Origin of the sequence: Vogesella sp., assembly GCF_046297735.1 — a bacterium.
Lineage (GTDB): Bacteria > Pseudomonadota > Gammaproteobacteria > Burkholderiales > Chromobacteriaceae > Vogesella > Vogesella urethralis.
In genome coordinates this window covers 105,698-122,613 of record NZ_JBKBHK010000009.1, presented here as the reverse complement: position 1 = coordinate 122,613, position 16,916 = coordinate 105,698, and the positions used below count along the sequence as shown (strand labels likewise).

At 65.1% G+C, this 16,916-nt stretch carries 15 protein-coding genes; 7 read left to right on the top strand and 8 right to left on the bottom strand.

Annotated features, from left to right (window positions below):
* Nucleotides 1–199: hypothetical protein (locus ACK4FZ_RS12465; protein ID WP_409821389.1), on the top strand; the 199-nt coding region annotated here is incomplete at its 5' end.
* A 379-nt stretch (nt 200–578) separates the two neighbouring features.
* On the opposite strand, the gene ACK4FZ_RS12460 is transcribed toward ACK4FZ_RS12465, so the two are convergent.
* From ACK4FZ_RS12460 to ACK4FZ_RS12435, 6 genes are all read right to left on the bottom strand, one after another.
* A complete protein-coding gene (locus tag ACK4FZ_RS12460; RefSeq protein ID WP_409821387.1) occupies nt 579–1,076 on the bottom strand; it encodes a phosphatidylglycerophosphatase A in 498 nt (165 codons plus the stop codon).
* Complete coding sequence (thiL, locus tag ACK4FZ_RS12455) at nt 1,060–2,001, bottom strand: thiamine-phosphate kinase (protein WP_409821386.1); 942 nt, start codon at nt 1,999–2,001, stop codon at nt 1,060–1,062. The genes ACK4FZ_RS12460 and thiL overlap by 17 nt, the downstream gene beginning before the upstream one ends.
* A gap of 291 nt (nt 2,002–2,292) precedes the next feature.
* Nucleotides 2,293–2,742, bottom strand: coding sequence for a transcription antitermination factor NusB (nusB, locus tag ACK4FZ_RS12450; protein WP_144373574.1), 450 nt, complete (start codon nt 2,740–2,742; stop codon nt 2,293–2,295).
* Between the two features lie 41 nt (nt 2,743–2,783).
* Nucleotides 2,784–3,251, bottom strand: coding sequence for a 6,7-dimethyl-8-ribityllumazine synthase (gene ribH / locus ACK4FZ_RS12445; RefSeq protein ID WP_409821384.1), 468 nt, complete (start codon nt 3,249–3,251; stop codon nt 2,784–2,786).
* Between the two features lie 45 nt (nt 3,252–3,296).
* The gene (gene ribBA, locus ACK4FZ_RS12440) at nt 3,297–4,412 is read right to left on the bottom strand and encodes a bifunctional 3,4-dihydroxy-2-butanone-4-phosphate synthase/GTP cyclohydrolase II (RefSeq protein ID WP_409821382.1); all 1,116 of its coding nucleotides are present in this window, start codon (nt 4,410–4,412) and stop codon (nt 3,297–3,299) included.
* Nucleotides 4,413–4,519: 107 nt separating this feature from the next.
* A complete protein-coding gene (locus tag ACK4FZ_RS12435) occupies nt 4,520–5,131 on the bottom strand; it encodes a riboflavin synthase subunit alpha (protein WP_409821380.1) in 612 nt (203 codons plus the stop codon).
* Between the two features lie 167 nt (nt 5,132–5,298).
* On the opposite strand from ACK4FZ_RS12435, the gene ACK4FZ_RS12430 reads away from it, so the two are divergent.
* Genes ACK4FZ_RS12430 through ACK4FZ_RS12420 form a run of 3 tightly spaced genes read left to right on the top strand, consistent with a single transcriptional unit; the run spans nt 5,299 to nt 8,438 of the window.
* Entirely contained in the window at nt 5,299–6,909 is a 1,611-nt protein-coding gene (locus ACK4FZ_RS12430) for a peptide chain release factor 3 (RefSeq protein ID WP_409821378.1), read from the top strand.
* 17 nt (nt 6,910–6,926) lie between these two features.
* The gene (locus tag ACK4FZ_RS12425) at nt 6,927–7,784 is read left to right on the top strand and encodes a mechanosensitive ion channel domain-containing protein (protein ID WP_409821376.1); all 858 of its coding nucleotides are present in this window, start codon (nt 6,927–6,929) and stop codon (nt 7,782–7,784) included.
* A 3-nt stretch (nt 7,785–7,787) separates the two neighbouring features.
* Nucleotides 7,788–8,438, top strand: coding sequence for a TetR/AcrR family transcriptional regulator (locus tag ACK4FZ_RS12420; protein WP_144373568.1), 651 nt, complete (start codon nt 7,788–7,790; stop codon nt 8,436–8,438).
* Nucleotides 8,439–8,557: 119 nt separating this feature from the next.
* Here ACK4FZ_RS12420 and ACK4FZ_RS12415 read toward each other — a convergent pair whose 3' ends face one another.
* A complete protein-coding gene (locus ACK4FZ_RS12415; protein ID WP_409821372.1) occupies nt 8,558–9,541 on the bottom strand; it encodes a LacI family DNA-binding transcriptional regulator in 984 nt (327 codons plus the stop codon).
* A gap of 160 nt (nt 9,542–9,701) precedes the next feature.
* Here ACK4FZ_RS12415 and ptsP point away from each other — a divergent pair, with 160 nt between their 5' ends.
* From ptsP to ACK4FZ_RS12400, 3 genes are all read left to right on the top strand, one after another.
* Nucleotides 9,702–12,203, top strand: a complete 2,502-nt coding sequence (gene ptsP, locus ACK4FZ_RS12410; RefSeq protein ID WP_409821370.1) for a phosphoenolpyruvate--protein phosphotransferase — start codon at nt 9,702–9,704, stop codon at nt 12,201–12,203.
* Entirely contained in the window at nt 12,200–13,171 is a 972-nt protein-coding gene (pfkB, locus tag ACK4FZ_RS12405; RefSeq protein ID WP_409821367.1) for a 1-phosphofructokinase, read from the top strand. The genes ptsP and pfkB overlap by 4 nt, the downstream gene beginning before the upstream one ends.
* A gap of 94 nt (nt 13,172–13,265) precedes the next feature.
* Complete coding sequence (locus tag ACK4FZ_RS12400; protein WP_409821365.1) at nt 13,266–14,987, top strand: fructose-specific PTS transporter subunit EIIC; 1,722 nt, start codon at nt 13,266–13,268, stop codon at nt 14,985–14,987.
* 155 nt (nt 14,988–15,142) lie between these two features.
* Here the strand turns inward: ACK4FZ_RS12400 and ACK4FZ_RS12395 are convergent, their stop codons facing one another.
* Nucleotides 15,143–16,912 carry a monovalent cation:proton antiporter-2 (CPA2) family protein gene (locus ACK4FZ_RS12395; protein ID WP_409821362.1) on the bottom strand — a complete coding sequence of 590 codons (1,770 nt, stop codon included), beginning with the start codon at nt 16,910–16,912 and terminating at the stop codon, nt 15,143–15,145.
* Between the last annotated feature and the right edge of the window lie 4 nt (nt 16,913–16,916).

The following is a 16,916-nucleotide window of genomic DNA, read 5'->3' as shown; positions in this document are numbered from 1 at the left end:
CAATGGGAGGATTGTTCTAGGCCGTGGCGCAGCCTGGCTGTGCCAATACCCTAGCGAAGCGACCAGCGCGGCGGGTGACAAAAGCGGCGTGAAAATGTGCCAAAATGCGCGCGACGCTACATCCGGCCGCAATGCCAGTCAGTTAACGCTGACTGGCATTTTTTTGGTTTGGGGGGTTTGTTGCGTTGAAGTACGCTAGTGTGTCCGCTCTGCGGACGATGATTAGATGCCGGTTCCGCCCGGCAGACGGGAAAGGGGGCGGATTGCCGCCCCCTTTTCATTCCCCCGCAACCCGGGGCTGCTCGAAACCCCGGTCAGAATGGCACGCCCCAGGCGCCGCCGAACTCGCCCCTCGCTAACGGCTCGGGGCTCAAACAAATCGGCGTCTTAAAACCTGGGGCGATCCATTTTGACCGGCTCGCGCCAACGGGATGGGGTGCTTCACTCACGTCCTGCCACTTGAAAACCAAGCATATCCGCCTAACTGACTGGCATTAAGCGCCGGCTGGGTTTTTTACGTGTTGGCAACACAACAAGGGCGGCCACGCGTGGCCGCCCTTGCGCCTTACATCCAGCTATCAAGCCGGCAAATACGGCAACACCGGCTGCAGCACGATAACGGCAAACAGCGCCGCCACCACATCGTCCAGCATCACGCCGAAGCCGCCGTGCACGCGGGCGTCCAGCCAGCGTATCGGCCACGGCTTGACGATATCGAACACGCGGAACGCCAACAGAGCGGCCAACCACGCCAGCGGCGTTGCCGGCACTGCCGCCAGCACCAGCAACATGGCCACGATTTCGTCCCACACGATGTGGCCGCTATCGGCCACACCCAACGCGCGGCCGGTAACGTCGCACACCCACACCCCCAGCACAAACAGCGGCAACGCCAGCCAGGCCAGCATCACGCCGTGCACACCGGCCAAGTGCAAACCCGCTGCCAGCGGCAAGGCGGCAATGCTGCCCCAGGTACCCGGCGCCGGGGTAATCAAGCCGCTGCCAAAACCCAGCGCCAGAAAGTGTGCCGGGTGGCGCAGCAAAAAGCGCACGTCCGGCTTAGGCAAAGTGGTCATAACCCAACCTTTCCAGCGTGATGGCCTGGCCGCCGGCATCCAGCAGCCGCAAACCGCTACCGGCCACAATGCGGCCAACCTTGCTCACCGCCACCCCCACCGCGGCAGCAGCCGCCTCCACCGCCACCGCTTGCGCCGGCGCGGCGGTAAAGCACAGCTCGTAATCGTCCCCCCCGGCGGCAATGGCCGGCAGCCAGCGCGCGCGTTCGGCCGCCAGCTGCGGGTGCGTCGGCAACGCTGCCGCCCACACCTCGGCGCCGACGCCGGAGCGCGCCAGGATATGCGACAAGTCCGCCGCAAAGCCGTCGGACACGTCCAGCGCCGCGTGCGCCACACCCAGCAAGGCGCGCCCCAGCGCCACCCGCGGCTGCGGGCGCTCCAGCTTGCGCAGACAATCGTCCGGCAACGCCAAACTGGCGCCCGACAAACGCTGCTGCAGCGCCGCCGCCGCCAGACCCAGCTGGCCGGACACCCAGATATCGTCGCCCGGCTGCGCGGCGTCGCGGCGCAAGGCCTGGCCGTGCGGCGTTTCGCCAAAGATGGTCACCGATAGCGTCAGCGGGCCACGGGTGGTATCGCCCCCCACTACACTAACGCCGTGCTCGGCCGCCAGGCCAAAGAAGCCACGCGCAAACGCAGCCGCCCAAGCGGCATCCAGCACCGGCAACGCCAGCGCCAGCGTTACCCAGCGCGGCGTGGCGCCCATCGCCGCCATATCGGACAAATTCACCGCCAGCGCCTTGTGCCCCAGCGCTTCGGGGCAGACATCGGCAAAGAAATGGCGGTTTTCCACCAGCATGTCGGTGGACACGTGCAAGTCGCACCCCGGGGTTGGCCGCACGATGGCCGCATCGTCCCCCACACCCAGCACCGCATTGGGTGCGGCGCGGGTGAAATGCTGCCGGATCAAATCAAATTCGGTCATGCCGTCATCACCACACTGGGCCGCAAGCCTGCTTGCGGCCAACCTTGAACAACCCTGCCCCACCCTCACCCGGACAACACCGTAGCCCGGATAAGCCGCAGGCGCATCCGGGGAAACAGCAAGCCACTGCCGCATCCGGCGGAACAAACCCACACCCGGACAACACCGTAGCCCGGATAAGCCGCAGGCGCATCCGGGGAGACCTCAAGCCACAGCCACACGCCACGAGCAAGGCAATAAAAAAGCCCGGCTAAACCGGGCTCTGGCAACACAGCCCGCAGGCTGCGCGAATCAGTCCGCCTGGCGGCGGCTGCGGATGGCCTGGACTTCTTCCTGGCGCACGTCGGCCGCCAGCTTGTCCAGCACGCCGTTGACGAACTTGTGGCCGTCGGTGCCGCCGAAGGTCTTGGCGATTTCGATGGCTTCGTTGATGATCACCGGGCACGGCGTCTGCGGGTGCGATACCAGCTCGAAAGCCGCCATCAGCATCACCGAACGCTCTACCGGGCTCACTTCGCTGGCGTCGCGCTCGTAGTACGGCACCAGGTATTTGGACAGCTCGGCGTGGTCGCGCAGGACACCGTACAGGATCTCGCGGAACAGCGCTTCGTCAGCCTTGGCGAAGTAATCGTTTTCACGCAGGTGCTTTTCGATCAGCGATGCCGGGCGGTCGGCATTCAGCTGCCACTCGTAGATGCCTTGAACGGCATACTCGCGGGCGCGGCGGCGGGCAGTTTTCATTTACAGCTTCCTTGTAACTAAAGAACGTACGCGGCTTGCAATCAGCCGCGCAGGGCCTTGTGCAGATTCACCATCTCCACGGCCACCTGGGCGGCTTCGCGGCCCTTCACCGACATGCGCACTTCGGCTTGCTCGTCGGTTTCGGTGGTGAGGATGGCGTTGGCAATCGGAATGCCGGCATCCAGGCCAACGCGGGTGATGCCCGCGCCGGATTCGTTGGATACCAGCTCGAAGTGATAGGTCTCGCCGCGGATCACCGCGCCCAGCGCGATCAGCGCGTCAAAGCGGCCGGTTTTTGCCATGGTTTGCAGCACCAGCGGGGCCTCCAGCGCGCCCGGCACAGTAGCCAGGGTCACGTCGGCGGGGGCCACGCCCAGCGCTTGCAGCTCGGCCAGGCAGGCATCGCGCAGACCGTGGCAAACCAGTTCGTTGAAGCGGCACATAACGACGCCGATCTTCATCCCCTTGCCGGAGAGGTCGGGAGCGATACGGTTTACTTGGTCCAGCATGCGGTTCTCCTTGCGGCGACAGCCAAATCGGTAAAGGGCGACATTTTAATCCAAATCGACGTGCACGTGTTCAGGTTGCACGAAGCCGGTCACTTCCAGACCGAAGCCAGTCATCGACGGCAGGTTCACCGGCGACGCCATCAGCTTCATCTTGCCTACGCCCAGCGCGCGCAGCATCTGGGCGCCAATACCGAAGGTCTTGCTATCCCAGCGCTGGCGCGGGCCTTTTTCGGCCTTGTCAGGCAACGCACGGCCCAGCAGGTCTTCGCCGGATTCCGGGCGATGCAGCAGGATCACCACGCCGCAACCGCGCTCGCTGATTTCTTCCAGCGCATGCGGAATGGTCCAGCTGTGCTTGCCGGACAGCGGGTCCAGCAGGTCCATCACCGACAGCGGCTCGTGCACACGCACCAGCGTTTCCTTGTCGGCACGCGGTTGGCCGCACACCAGCGCCAGGTGGGTGGCGCGGGTCAGCACGTCCTGGAACACGTGCAACTGGAAGGTGCCGAACGGGGTGTCGGCCAGACGCTGGCCCACCTGCGCCACAAAGCACTCGGTGCGGCTGCGGTAGTGGATGAGGTCGGCGATGGTGCCTACCTTCAGGTTGTGTTCCTTGGCGAACTCCAGCAGCTCCGGCAGACGCGCCATGGTGCCGTCGTCGTTCATGATCTCGCAGATTACCGACGCCGGCTCCAGCCCGGCCAGGCGCGACAGGTCGCAACCGGCTTCGGTATGGCCGGCACGCACCAGCACGCCGCCCTTTTGCGCTTTCAGCGGGAACACATGGCCCGGCTGCACGATGTCGGTGGGGCGGGCGTCGCGCGCCACCGCCACCAGCGTGGTGTGGGCGCGGTCGGCAGCGGAGATGCCGGTGGTCACGCCTTCAGCCGCCTCGATAGACACGGTGAAGTTGGTGCCGAAGCTGGTGCCGTTATTGGTGGCCATCATCGGCAGGTTCAGCTGTTTGCAGCGCTCTTCGGTCAGCGTCAGGCAGATCAGGCCGCGACCGTGCTTGGCCATGAAGTTGATGGCTTCCGGCGTCACGTGCTCGGCGGCCATCACCAGGTCGCCTTCGTTTTCGCGGTCTTCCGCATCCATCAACACCACCATCTTGCCGGCCTTGATGTCGGCAATGATTTCCTGGATCGGGGCAATGCTCATTGTGTCGTCCTTCCCGCACGCCTGCGGCGCGCCTGGCTGCTATGGAGCATGGCGCCGCGCGCCATGCAGGAGTAATTCATTTATAGATGGGGCTACCCGCCCGGCAATCAAGCGCCGCGTGCGGCCAATACACGCTCCACGGTATCGACGATGGCCTGGGTTTGCGGGTCGATCTCGATATTCACCACGTCGCCCACCTGGCGTACGCCCAACAACGTGCTCTGCAGTGTTTCGGGGATCAGGTTGACGCAGAAGCCGTCGTCACGCACGTCGCCGATGGTGAGGCTGCAACCGTCCACGCCGATATAGCCTTTTTTCAGCACGTACTTCATCAGCTCGCGCGGCAGCGTGAACCACAGCGTGCGGTTATCGGGGCTGGTCAGCACCTCACTCACCGCCGCGGTGCAGATGATGTGGCCGGACATGCTGTGGCCACCGATGTCGTCGCCAAAGCGGGCGGCGCGTTCCACGTTTACCGCATCGCCGGCCTGCAGGCGGCCCAGATTGGTCAGGCGCAGCGTTTCGGCGATCAGGTCGAAGCTCACCACGTCGCCGTCGATGGCGGTCACGGTCAGGCAGCAGCCGTTGTGCGCCACCGAGGCGCCGATCTGCAGCCCGGGCAGCAGCGCCGCTGGCAGGCGTACCTTGTGGGTACGGAACTGGTTTTTCTCTTCCACCGCCACCACGGTGGCCATGCCTTGCACGATACCGGTAAACATTCTGCGGGCTCCGCTTACATCCGAAAGCCAGATTGTACCGTGTTGCACTGCAAATACGAGGCGACAGGCGGCAAAAGGTTGGCCGCAAGGGCAGACGCGGCTTCTATGGCGAGCCCTTAATGCAGTACAATCGCCTGTTTTTCCGAATCTTTACCAGACGAGCATCCATGTCCGCCGAACTGACCCGCATTGCCGAAGAAGTTGCCAAGCGCCGCACCTTCGCCATCATTTCCCACCCTGACGCCGGTAAGACCACCCTCACCGAAAAACTGCTGCTGTTTTCGGGCGCCATCCAGATGGCCGGCACGGTAAAGGGCAAGAAAGGCGGCAAGTTCGCCACCTCCGACTGGATGGAAATCGAGAAGCAGCGCGGCATCTCGGTAGCGTCGTCGGTGATGCAGTTCGACTACCGCGAACACACCGTCAACCTGCTGGACACCCCGGGTCACCAGGACTTCTCGGAAGATACCTACCGCGTGCTCACCGCCGTGGACAGCGCACTGATGGTGATCGACGCCGCCAAGGGCGTGGAAGAGCAGACCATCAAGCTGCTGAACGTGTGCCGCTTGCGCGATACGCCGATCGTTACCTTCATGAACAAGTACGACCGTGAAGTGCGCGACAGCCTGGAGCTGCTGGACGAAGTGGAAAGCATCCTGAAGATCCGCTGCGCGCCGATTACCTGGCCAATCGGCATGGGCAAGACCTTCCGCGGCGTGTACAGCCTGCTGAACGACGAAGTCATCCTGTTCGAAGCCGGCAGCGAGAAGCTGGTGAGCGACATCGAAGTGATCAAGGGCATCGACAACCCGCGCCTGGACGAACTGTTCCCGCTGGAAATGGAACAGCTGCGTATGGAGATCGAACTGGTCAAGGGCGCTTCCAACGACTGGAACCTGGAAGAATTCCTGGCCGGCGAGCTGACCCCGGTGTTCTTCGGCTCCGCCATCAACAACTTCGGCGTACGCGAGATTCTGGACGCACTGATCAACTGGGCGCCGGCACCGCAACTGCGCGATGCCACCAGCCGTGACGTGGCGCCGGAAGAAGGCAAGTTCTCCGGCTTCGTGTTCAAGATCCAGGCCAATATGGACCCGAAACACCGCGACCGCATCGCCTTCCTGCGCGTGTGCTCCGGCCGTTTCGAGCGCGGCATGAAAATGAAGCACCTGCGCCTGAACCGTGACATCGCCGCCTCGTCGGTGGTGACCTTCATGTCGCACGACCGCGAAATCGTGGAAGAAGCGTTTGCCGGCGACATCATCGGCATCCCGAACCACGGCAATATCCAGATCGGCGACAGCTTCTCCGAAGGCGAAGACCTCACCTTTACCGGCATTCCGTTCTTTGCGCCGGAACTGTTCCGCAGCGTGCGCATCAAGAACCCGCTGAAGCTGAAGCAGCTGCAAAAAGGCTTGCAACAGCTGGGCGAAGAAGGCGCGGTACAGGTGTTCAAGCCGCACAGCGGCGGCGACCTGATCCTGGGTGCTGTGGGCGTGCTGCAGTTTGAAGTGGTGGCCAGCCGCCTGGCGGCCGAATACGGCGTGGACGCGGTGTTCGAGTCGTGCAGCATCTGGTCGGCACGCTGGTTCAGCTGCGACGACCGCAAGAAGCTGGACGAATTCACCAACGCGCTAGTGATGAACATCGCCACCGACGCTGGCGGCAACCTGGCCTACCTGGCGCCCAACCGCGTCAACCTGGCGTTGACGCAGGAACGCTGGCCGGACATCGTGTTCCACGAAACCCGTGAACACGCGGTGAAACTGAACGACTGATGACAGGAAGCCTCCCCATGCCCGCCTGGCTTGCCCCCATCTTGCAAAGCTACGGTGCCGACTTGTTGCGCTCGGCCGTGCTGGTGCTGGTGCTGTTGCTGGTGCACGCCAGCATCGTACGCACCATTGCGGCCAACCCGCAGGTGCCGGTAGATACGCGCCGGCGCTGGGCGATCAACGTACGCAACGCCATGATCATCATCGGGCTGGCAGGCTTCGTCATCATCTGGGCGCGCGAACTGCAAACCATCGCGCTGTCGATGGTGGCGTTCGCCGCCGCGCTGGTGGTGGCTACCAAGGAGCTGCTGATGTGTCTGGGCGGCGGCCTGGTGCGCTCCATCACCAATAGCTACGAGCTGGGCGACATTATCGAGATCGGCGGCATGCGCGGCCGGGTGCAGGACATCACCATGCTGGGCACCACGCTGATCGAAATCGGCCCGCGCCACGACTCGCACCAGCTTACCGGCAAGGCCGTCACCTTCCCCAACAGCCTGTTGCTGACCCAGTCGGTAGTACGCGAAAATTTCACCGGCGATTTCGTGATGCACATCGTCAACGTGCCGCTGCCGTACAGCGTGCGGCCAGCGCGTGCCGAACGCCTGCTGCAGGAGATTGCTGCCGACGTGTGCGCGCCGTGGCTGGACGACGCCCGCCGCCACATGGCCATGCTGGAACACAAATTGCTGATGGATACGCCATCGGTGGAGCCGCGCATTGCGCTGCAACCCACCAGCGAAAAAGAATACCGTTTGATCGTGCGCATCGCCCTGCCCCCGCGCGAGCGCCAGCGCGCCGAGCAGGCCATCCTGCGCCGCTTCCTGTTTGCCTGCTTCCCCGAAGACAGCCAACACCCCCAAGCCGACACCGACTGAATCATGCCCAAGACCCGGATCAAGACCTACGACCGCATCGTTCAGGAAAGCCTGAAGCTGTTCAACGAGCACGGCGAACGCACCATCACCACCAACCACATCGCCGCGCACCTGGGCATCAGCCCGGGCAACCTGTACTACCACTTCCGCAACAAGGAAGAGATCGTCTACCAGATCTTCCTCAGCTACCGCCGCTTCATCAGCGAACGGCTGGCGGTGCCGGCCGACGGCACCATGAAGGTGGACGACCTGGTGAACTACCTGGAAACCGCCTTTGACGCGATGTGGCAGTTCCGCTTCATGTTTTACGACCTGCCGGGGCTGATGGCGCGCAACCCGCAGATGCAAACCGACTACCACCAGTTCGTCAACGGCGAGCTGCAAGGCATTCTGGAAGGCCACTTCCGCGAGTTCATCCGCCTGGGCCTGCTGAAGATGGACCTCGACGACATCGGCCCGGTATCGGTCAACATCTGGCTGGTAGTGAAGTTCTGGTTTGCCTTCGAGCAGACCGCCCGCCCCACGTCGCCGATCAACGAGGCATCCAGCCACCGCGGCGTGCGCCAAGTACTGGCACTGCTAAAGCCCTACGTGCAGGCAGACTTCCTGCCCGCCTTCCAGCAGCTGCTGGCGCGGCACCATACCGCAGACTGACGCGACGGGGCCAACGATGGCCGCAGCACAAAACACCCCTCCCGCCAGCCCATGCCGTGCGGGGGTGTTGCTTTACAGGGGTCGTATGCCCCCGTACCAGGAGGTACAGGCCTTGCGCGTCAACAGGCCGGCGCGCTGCTACCACGCGCCAGCAGCTTGCCTTGCAGCACCACGATGCGCGGGCTGCGCTCGGCGTCGTCCAGCCGCTCCAGCAGCATGGCCATCGCCGCGCGGCCGATCTCGCCTACCGGCTGTTCGATGACGGTGAGACCGTCGCCCAGCAGCTCGGTCCACACATCATTGTCAAAACCGGCCAGCGCCACGTCTTGCGGCCAGTGCAGGCCGGCCGACTTCAGCGCCCGCACCGCGCCCAGCATCAGCACGCCGTTACTGACCACCAGCGCCCGCGGCCGCTGCGGCGCGGCCAACATCGCCAGCACCGCCTGCTCGGCCGCTTCCACACTGGGCGCCACAAACTGCGCCGGCGCCGACAGGCCGGCCTGCTGCATGGCCTCGGCAAAACCGGCGTGGCGCTCCATACCGGTGCTGCTGGTATTGCCGAACACGCCGGCGATATCGCGGTAGCCCTGCGCCAGCAGGTGCTCCACCAGCGTGGCGGCGGCGCGGCGGTTGTCCAGCACCACCGCGTCGGTGGTGACGTCACGGCCGGCTCGGTCGATCATCACCACCGGAAAGCCCAGCGCCGCCGGATCCAGGCTGGCCACCGTCTGCCGCGTCGGCGCGAAGATCACGCCGGTCACGCGCTCTTCCTGCATCAGGCGCAGGTACATCGCCTCTTTGTCGGGGTTTTCGTCGGTATTGCACAGGATCACCCGCATGCCGTTGCGGTAGGCCTCGTCCTCCACCGCACGGCTGACGGCGGTAAAGAACGGGTTGCGGATGTCCGACACGATCAGGCCGATGGTGTCGGTGTGTTGCGAGCGCAGGCGCCGTGCCGCCAGGTTGGGGCGGTAGTCCAGCTGCCGCATCGCTTCTTCCACGCGCTTGCGTACCTTGTCGCTGACCGGGCCGTTACACAGCACCCGCGAAACGGTGGACGGAGACACCCCCGCCGCTTCTGCCACATCCTTGATCTTTGCCAATTGCATGCTCCGGAATCGATTTCATGCGGCCAACCTTGGGCTGGCGCAATGTTGTGGTGAAATGGTACCACCAAAGCTGACACAAATATTGACACAAAAATTGGGATCGATTTCAATTGCGCCACACGGCAACACACAAATAATCCGGAGACAGCACCCCATGTCCACTCAGATCATCCGCGCAGACCTGGTCCAGCTTGGCGCCCAGGCGCAGGAAAAAACCAGTGCAATCAAGGCTGCAGGCCAGTTATTGGCCAAAGCTGGCCGTATCGACCCGGCCTATATCGACAGCCTGCTGCGCCGCGAAACCGTTGCCAACACCTTCCTCGGCCACGGCGTTGCCATTCCGCACGGCATGATCGAAGACCGCCACCTGATCCGCGAAACCGGCATTGCCATCCTGCAAGTGCCGGAAGGCGTGGAATGGAACCCCGGCCAGCGCGTGCACCTGGTGATTGCCATTGCCGCCCAGTCCGACGAACACATCGCCCTGCTGCGCCGCCTCACCCGCCTGCTGCAGGACGAAAGCCGCCTGGCACAGCTGTTTGCCACGTCCAACCCGCACGACCTGATCGCTGCGCTGGACGACAGCGCCGCCGCGCCTGCCGCCCCCGCCGCGCCGGCCACCGACCTGGCCCATAGCGCCAGCTGGCAGCTGAACTACCCCAACGGCCTGCACGCCCGCCCGGCACGCGCGTGGAGCGAGCAAGCACGCCGCTTTGCCGCCACCGTACAGGTGCGCAACGGCAATGAAGTGGCCGACGCCAAGAACATGATCAGCCTGCTGCAGCTGGGCGCCGAGCACGGCCACACGCTACAGCTGTCCACCGACGGCCCGGACGCCGACGCTGCGCTGCAGGCGATGCTGACTATCGCCAACCAGCTCACCGCGCAAGAAGTGGCCGACGCCCAGGCCGCCGCCAAAGCCGCCGCCAAGGCCAACCGCCAACACTGGCAGCCGTCCGGCAAGCTGCTGGCGCTGCGCGGCATTACCGCCAGCCCCGGCCTGGTGATTGGCCAGGCACGCGTGCTGAAAGCGCAACAGATTGTGGTGCCGGACGTACCCGCCACGCTGGGCTACGACGGCGACCTGCTGGAAACCGCCCTCACCGCCACCCGCAGCGAACTGCAGGGGCTGGCCGACGACACCACCCGCCGCCTGGGCAAGACCGAAGGCGGCATCTTCCTGGCGCAGGCCGAGCTGCTGTCCGACACCGACCTCATCACCCTCACCTGCCAGCTGATGGTAGAAGGCCACGGCGTGGCCTGGGCCTGGCACGAAGCGGTGCAGCGCCTGGCCGACCGCCTGGCCGCGCTGGGCAACCCGCTGCTGGCCGCCCGCGCCGCCGACCTGCGCGACGTTGGCCGCCGCGTGCTGGCCAAGCTGGCACCGGACCTGGCGCTGGACGCCGGCAAAGACGCTCAGCGCGACAACGAAGTGCTGATCGCCACCGACCTGGCACCGTCCGACACCGCCACGCTGAACCCGAAACAAACGCTGGCGCTGGTCACCGCCCAAGGCGGCCCCACCTCGCACACCGCCATCCTGGCCCGCACGCTGGACCTGCCGGCCGTGGTCGCCGCCGGCAGCGCGGTGATGGACATCCAGGACGGCACCACGCTGATCGTCGACGGCGACAGCGGCACCGTGTACCTGAACGCCGGCGACGACGACCTGGCCAGCGCCCGCCAGTGGCAACAGGCCCAGCGCGACAAGCTGCTGCAAGCCACCCGCGAAGCGCAGCAACCGGCCCGCACCCGTGACGGCCAGCAGGTGGAAGTGGCGGCCAACGTCAACCGCCCGGAACAAGTAGCCGCCGCGCTGCAAGCCGGCGCCGAAGGCGTGGGCCTGATGCGTACCGAGTTCCTGTTCCTGGAGCGCGACAGCGCACCGGACGAGGAAGAGCAATACCAGACCTACCGCGCCATGCTGGCCGCGCTGGAAGGCCGCCCGCTGGTGATCCGCACGCTGGATATCGGCGGCGACAAACAGGTGCCCTACCTGAACCTGCCGCACGAAGAAAACCCCTTCCTCGGCGTACGCGGCGTGCGCCTGCTGCTGCGCCGCCCGGACTTGATGCTGCCGCAACTGCGCGCGCTGTACCGCGCCGCCGCCCACGGTCCGTTGTCCATCATGTTCCCGATGGTGAGCACGCTGGCCGAAGTGAAACTGCTGCGCGCCCAGTGCGAGCAGGTACGCGCCGAGCTGAACGCGCCGGTGGTGCCGCTGGGCATCATGGTGGAAGTGCCGGCCGCCGCCACCATGGCCGACCGCCTGGCCGAACACGTGGACTTCTTCTCGGTCGGCACCAACGACCTCACCCAGTACGTATTGGCCATCGACCGTCAGCACCCGGAGCTGGCCGCCGAAGCCGACAGCCTGCACCCGGCGGTGCTGCGCCTGATCGCGCAAACCGTGGCCGGCGCCCGCGCCCACAGCCGCTGGGTAGGCGTGTGCGGCGGCATGGCCGGCGACCCGCTGGGCGCCGCCATCCTCACCGGCTTGGGCGTGTCCGAGCTGTCGATGAGCCCGCGTGACATCCCGGCTGCCAAAGCCAGCATCCGCGCCGCCGACCTGGCCGCCCTGCAAGCGCTGGCCCAGGCCGCGCTGGGTTGCGACAGCGCCGCTGAAGTGCGCGCGCTGCAGGGAGCCCAGGCATGAGCCAGCCCGTCATCACCCTGACGCTGAACCCGGCGCTGGACCAGACCGTCACCGTGCCGCTGCTGCGCACCGGCGCCGTCAACCTGGCCAGCGAGGTACACGTCAACGCCGGCGGCAAGGGCGTCAACGTGGCCAGCTGCCTGGCTGACTGGGGCGTGCCGGTGGTGGCCAGCGGCCTGCTGGGCCGCGACAACACCACGCCGTTTGAAGACCTGTTTGCCGACAAGGGCATCCGCGACGCCTTCATCCGCGTTGGCGGCAGCACCCGTACCAATATCAAGCTGGTGGACGCCGCCACGCTGGACACCACTGACATCAACCTGCCGGGCATCCAGCCCTCTACTGGCGCGCTGGCCAAGCTGCAGCTGCTGCTGGACGAGCAAGTGGACGACGGCAGCCTGGTGGTGCTGGCCGGCAGCCTGCCCGCCGGCGTGGACGACGGCTGCTGGGCGCAATACACCCGCCAGCTGCGCCAGCTGGGCGCCCGCGTGGTGCTGGACACCAGCGGCCCGGCGCTGCAACAGGCGCTGGCCCTGCCGCCGGACGCGCTGCCGTGGCTGATCAAGCCCAACCAGCACGAGCTGGAACAGTACCTGGGGCAGCCGCTGCCGGACGTGGCCACCACCGTGGCCGCTGCCCGTCAGTTGCAACAGCGCGGCATCGCCGTGGTGGTGGTGTCGCTGGGCAGCGCCGGCGCGCTGCTGTGCTGCGAGCAAGGCTGCTGGCAGGCCCAGCCGCTGCAACTGGATAACCTGAAAAGTACCGTTGGCGCCGGCGATGCGCTGGTAGCCGGCCTGGTGGCCGCGCTGCACGCCACCGCCCCCGGCCAGACGCCGGCGTGGCCGGAAGTGCTACGCCTGGGCATGGCCTTTGCCGCCGCCAAGCTGGCGCATATCGGCCCGCACCTGCCGGACACCGGCGAAGTGCGCCGCCTGGCGCGCCGCATCAGCGTCAACGCCCTGGATTGATTCACGGTAACACCCCGGCCCCGCCAGGGCGCCGGGCATAACAGCACGCACGACCAGACCAGTCCGCCAAAGCGGCACACTGAGGAGAGTAAACATGTCGAACATCATGGCCATCATTGCCTGCCCGCAACGGGTAGCGCAGGGTCAGCTGGCAGCCGAAGCGCTACGCAAGGCCGCCCAGCAAGCCGGGCATCAGATCAGCATCGAACTGCGCCACGCGCAGGGCGTGCAAGGCCGTCTGGACGAGGCGCAGCTGGCAGCGGCCGACGCCGTCATCGTCATTGCCGAAGGCGACGCCGAAACCGGTCGCCTCAACGGCCGTGCCAGCCATGCGGCCAACCTGGACGCCGTACTGGCCAACGCCGCCGGCGTGATCAGCGCCGCCCTCGGCGCCACCCCGGCTGCCGCGCCCGCTGCCGCTGGCAAACTGCGCATCGTCGGCATTACCTCTTGCCCCACCGGCATTGCCCACACCTTCATGGCCGCCGAAGGCCTGAGCCAGGCCGCCACCACGCTGGGCCACGAGATCAAGGTGGAAACCCAGGGCTCGGTCGGCTCGCAAAACACGCTGACCGCAGCGGATATCGCCGCTGCCGACCTGGTGATCATCGCCGCCGACACCCAGGTGAACCTGGACCGCTTTACCGGCAAACGCCTGTACAGCAGCGGCACCAAGGCCGCCATCAACGACGGCATTGCACTGGTAAAACGCGCGCAGGCTGAAGCCCGCCCGCACCAGGCTGCCAGCGCGGAGGCACAGCAAAGCGAAGCGGCCCCGGCCAGCGGCGCCAAGAGCGGCGAGCGCAGCGCGGCCTACAAACACCTGATGACCGGCGTGTCGTTCATGCTGCCGTTCGTGGTGACCGGCGGCCTGCTGATTGCGCTGGGCTTTGCGCTGGGCGGCATTTACGTTTACGAAGACGCCTTCAAGGGCACGCTGGGCTGGACGCTGTTCAATATCGGCGCCAAGGCCTCGTTTGCGCTGATGGTACCCATCCTGTCCGGCTACATCGCCTACTCCATCGCCGACCGCCCCGGCATCGCCCCCGGCATGGCCGGCGGCATGATCGCCGGCTCCATCGGCTCCGGCTTTCTGGGTGGCATCGTGGCGGGCTTCATTGCCGGTTACGCGGTGAAGTACCTGAACGAGAAAATCCAGCTGGGTCGCAACTTTGACGGCCTGAAGCCGGTACTGATCCTGCCGCTGCTGGGTACCACCATCGTCGGCCTGCTGATGTACTACGTGCTGGGCCAGCCAGTGGCCGCCGCACTGGGCGCGGTAACCGACTGGCTGAAAGGCCTGCAGGGCTCCAGCGCGCTGGCACTGGGCATGATCCTGGGCGGCATGATGGCCTTTGATATGGGTGGCCCGATCAACAAGGCCGCCTACACCTTCGCCACCGGCCTGCTGGCCAGCCAGGTGTACGCACCGATGGCCGCCGTGATGGCCGCCGGCATGACGCCGCCGCTGGGCATTGCACTGGCCGCGCTGCTGTTCAAGAACCGCTTCAGCGCCGACGAGCGCGAAGGCGCCAAGGCTGCCGGCGTACTGGGCATCTCCTTCATTACCGAAGGCGCCATCCCGTTTGCCGCCAAAGACCCGCTGCGCGTGATTCCGGCGCTGGTGGCCGGCTCCGCGCTGGCCGGTGCCATCTCGATGGCCGCCGGTTGCGAACTGCGCGTGCCGCACGGTGGCGTGTTCGTGCTGCCCATCCCCAACGCCGTGACCAACCTGGGCATGTACCTGGTGGCCCTGGCTGCCGGCACCGCACTGACCGCCGTGGCACTGGGCATCTTCAAGAAACCGGCCAAGTAAGCGCTACCCTTTTTCTCTCCCTGGCATCACCAGGATTTTGCGACCAGCCCCTGGACCGGGCTGGTCTTTTTTTATTTGCAGTACAAAACGCCCAGCCGGCTCAGTACGCGCACCTGAATGACAAAACCGGGCAGTCACAACCTAGTGGCAGCAGGCTATGCACCGGCATCGTCTTTGGCAACGACATTGCTCAATAACAGCGCACGCCCGGCAAACGCCCCGCCAGCCAGCTCAAGGTCAAAGCGGTCGGCATCGCGCCGGCGTACCTCAACCATGATCTCGTCAGCTTCTTCGCTACTTGCACCCGTCGCAATGACGGCCTCACGCCCAAGCAGCATGGCCGACTCGAAAGTCTCGCGCACAAAGAAGTCGGCGCCGGCTGCAGCCAGCTCAAGGGCATGCTCACGATCAAATGCGCGAACCAGAATGCGTGCCTGCGGACAGGCCAGCTTGGCAAGTTCGGCAATATGTGTCGCGGCAGCTCGGTCGTTAATGCAGACCAGTACTGCGCTGGCGCTGTGGGCACCTGCTGCATGCAGCACGTCGGCACGGCTACCGTCGCCGTAGTAAACCTTAAAGCCATAGGACTGCGCGTCACGTATCACCTGGGTATCATTATCGATGATGGTCAGCGAAGCCCCACGCGCCAACACCCCCTGGCTGGCAATCTGCCCGACACGGCCAAAACCCACAATCAGGACGCTGGCTTTGCAGTCTGTGACTGCTTCCACGCCAGCCATGGAGGCTTCAGCCTGCCGCACAAAACGCTTGTGGCACAACACGAACAAGGGTGTCAGTGCCATGGACAGCACCACAATTGCCGTCATGTTGGCATTGACTATCGGGTCTATCACGCCCGCCGCCAGTGCGCCGGCAAACAGTACAAAGGCAAACTCGCCCCCTTGCGCCATCAATACAGCACGGTCCAGCGCATCTGCATGCGAACTTTTCGCCAGCCGCGCCACGCCGTAGATACACAGCGCCTTCACCGCCATCAGTGACAACACACCAGACACGATCAATGGCCAGTTACGCATGACTACTGACAGGTCCAGCGACATGCCCACACCCAGAAAGAACAGGCCCAGCAGCAAGCCGCGAAACGGCTCGATATCGGCCTCCAGTTGATGACGGAAGGTGGACTCCGACAACAACACCCCGGCGAGGAAGGCCCCCATCGCCATGGACAAGCCGCCAAGCTGCATCAGCAGTGCCGAACCCAGCACCACCAGCAATGCAGCTGCCGTCATCACCTCGCGCGCCTTGGCATTGGCCAGCACGCGAAACAGCGGGTTCAACAACCACAGGCCAACCGCCACCAACACGCCGATGGCGGCCAACGCCACACCCACCGAGATCCAGCGCTCTGTTGCAGACACCGCCATCTCGCCAGCGGCCTGCGGTGCCATGAACGCCACCAATGCCAGCAAGGGTACGATCAACAGGTCTTCAAACAGCAAGATGGCAACGATCTTCTGGCCTCGCGGCGCTGCCAGGTCGCCGCGTTCACCCAATAACTGCATCACGATGGCGGTAGATGTCAGTACAAAGCCCATGGCACTGATCAACGAAACCTGCCACGAAAAACCGAACGCCAGCCCTACTAGCGTCAGCAAGGCTCCGCACACCACCACTTGCAGACTGCCAAGACCAAAAATGGATCGTCGCAGCATCCACAAATGGGAAGGACGCATCTCCAGACCGATCACGAACAGGAACATGACCACGCCCAGCTCGGCGGTATGCAGGATCACCTGCGGATCTGTAAACAGGCCGACACCGAACGGCCCGATGACCAGGCCAGCGACCAGATAGCCCAAGACCGCCCCAAAGCCAAGACGCTTGAACAGAGGCACCGCGATGACCGCGGCGCCCAACAGGCTCACCACCTGCAGCAGATTGCCTGCACTTCCTTCAACAGCCATCGTT

Excerpts from the sequence above, each read along its gene's own strand:
- ACK4FZ_RS12460 (WP_409821387.1), bottom strand. The coding sequence starts at position 1,076 with ATGACCACTTTGCCTAAGCCGGACGTGCGCTTTTTGCTGCGCCACCCG.
- thiL (WP_409821386.1), bottom strand. The coding sequence starts at position 2,001 with ATGACCGAATTTGATTTGATCCGGCAGCATTTCACCCGCGCCGCACCC.
- nusB (WP_144373574.1), bottom strand. The coding sequence starts at position 2,742 with ATGAAAACTGCCCGCCGCCGCGCCCGCGAGTATGCCGTTCAAGGCATC.
- ribH (WP_409821384.1), bottom strand. The coding sequence starts at position 3,251 with ATGCTGGACCAAGTAAACCGTATCGCTCCCGACCTCTCCGGCAAGGGG.
- ribBA (WP_409821382.1), bottom strand. The coding sequence starts at position 4,412 with ATGAGCATTGCCCCGATCCAGGAAATCATTGCCGACATCAAGGCCGGC.
- ACK4FZ_RS12435 (WP_409821380.1), bottom strand. The coding sequence starts at position 5,131 with ATGTTTACCGGTATCGTGCAAGGCATGGCCACCGTGGTGGCGGTGGAA.
- ACK4FZ_RS12430 (WP_409821378.1), top strand. The coding sequence starts at position 5,299 with ATGTCCGCCGAACTGACCCGCATTGCCGAAGAAGTTGCCAAGCGCCGC.
- ACK4FZ_RS12425 (WP_409821376.1), top strand. The coding sequence starts at position 6,927 with ATGCCCGCCTGGCTTGCCCCCATCTTGCAAAGCTACGGTGCCGACTTG.
- ACK4FZ_RS12420 (WP_144373568.1), top strand. The coding sequence starts at position 7,788 with ATGCCCAAGACCCGGATCAAGACCTACGACCGCATCGTTCAGGAAAGC.
- ptsP (WP_409821370.1), top strand. The coding sequence starts at position 9,702 with ATGTCCACTCAGATCATCCGCGCAGACCTGGTCCAGCTTGGCGCCCAG.
- pfkB (WP_409821367.1), top strand. The coding sequence starts at position 12,200 with ATGAGCCAGCCCGTCATCACCCTGACGCTGAACCCGGCGCTGGACCAG.
- ACK4FZ_RS12400 (WP_409821365.1), top strand. The coding sequence starts at position 13,266 with ATGTCGAACATCATGGCCATCATTGCCTGCCCGCAACGGGTAGCGCAG.
- ACK4FZ_RS12395 (WP_409821362.1), bottom strand. The coding sequence starts at position 16,912 with ATGGCTGTTGAAGGAAGTGCAGGCAATCTGCTGCAGGTGGTGAGCCTG.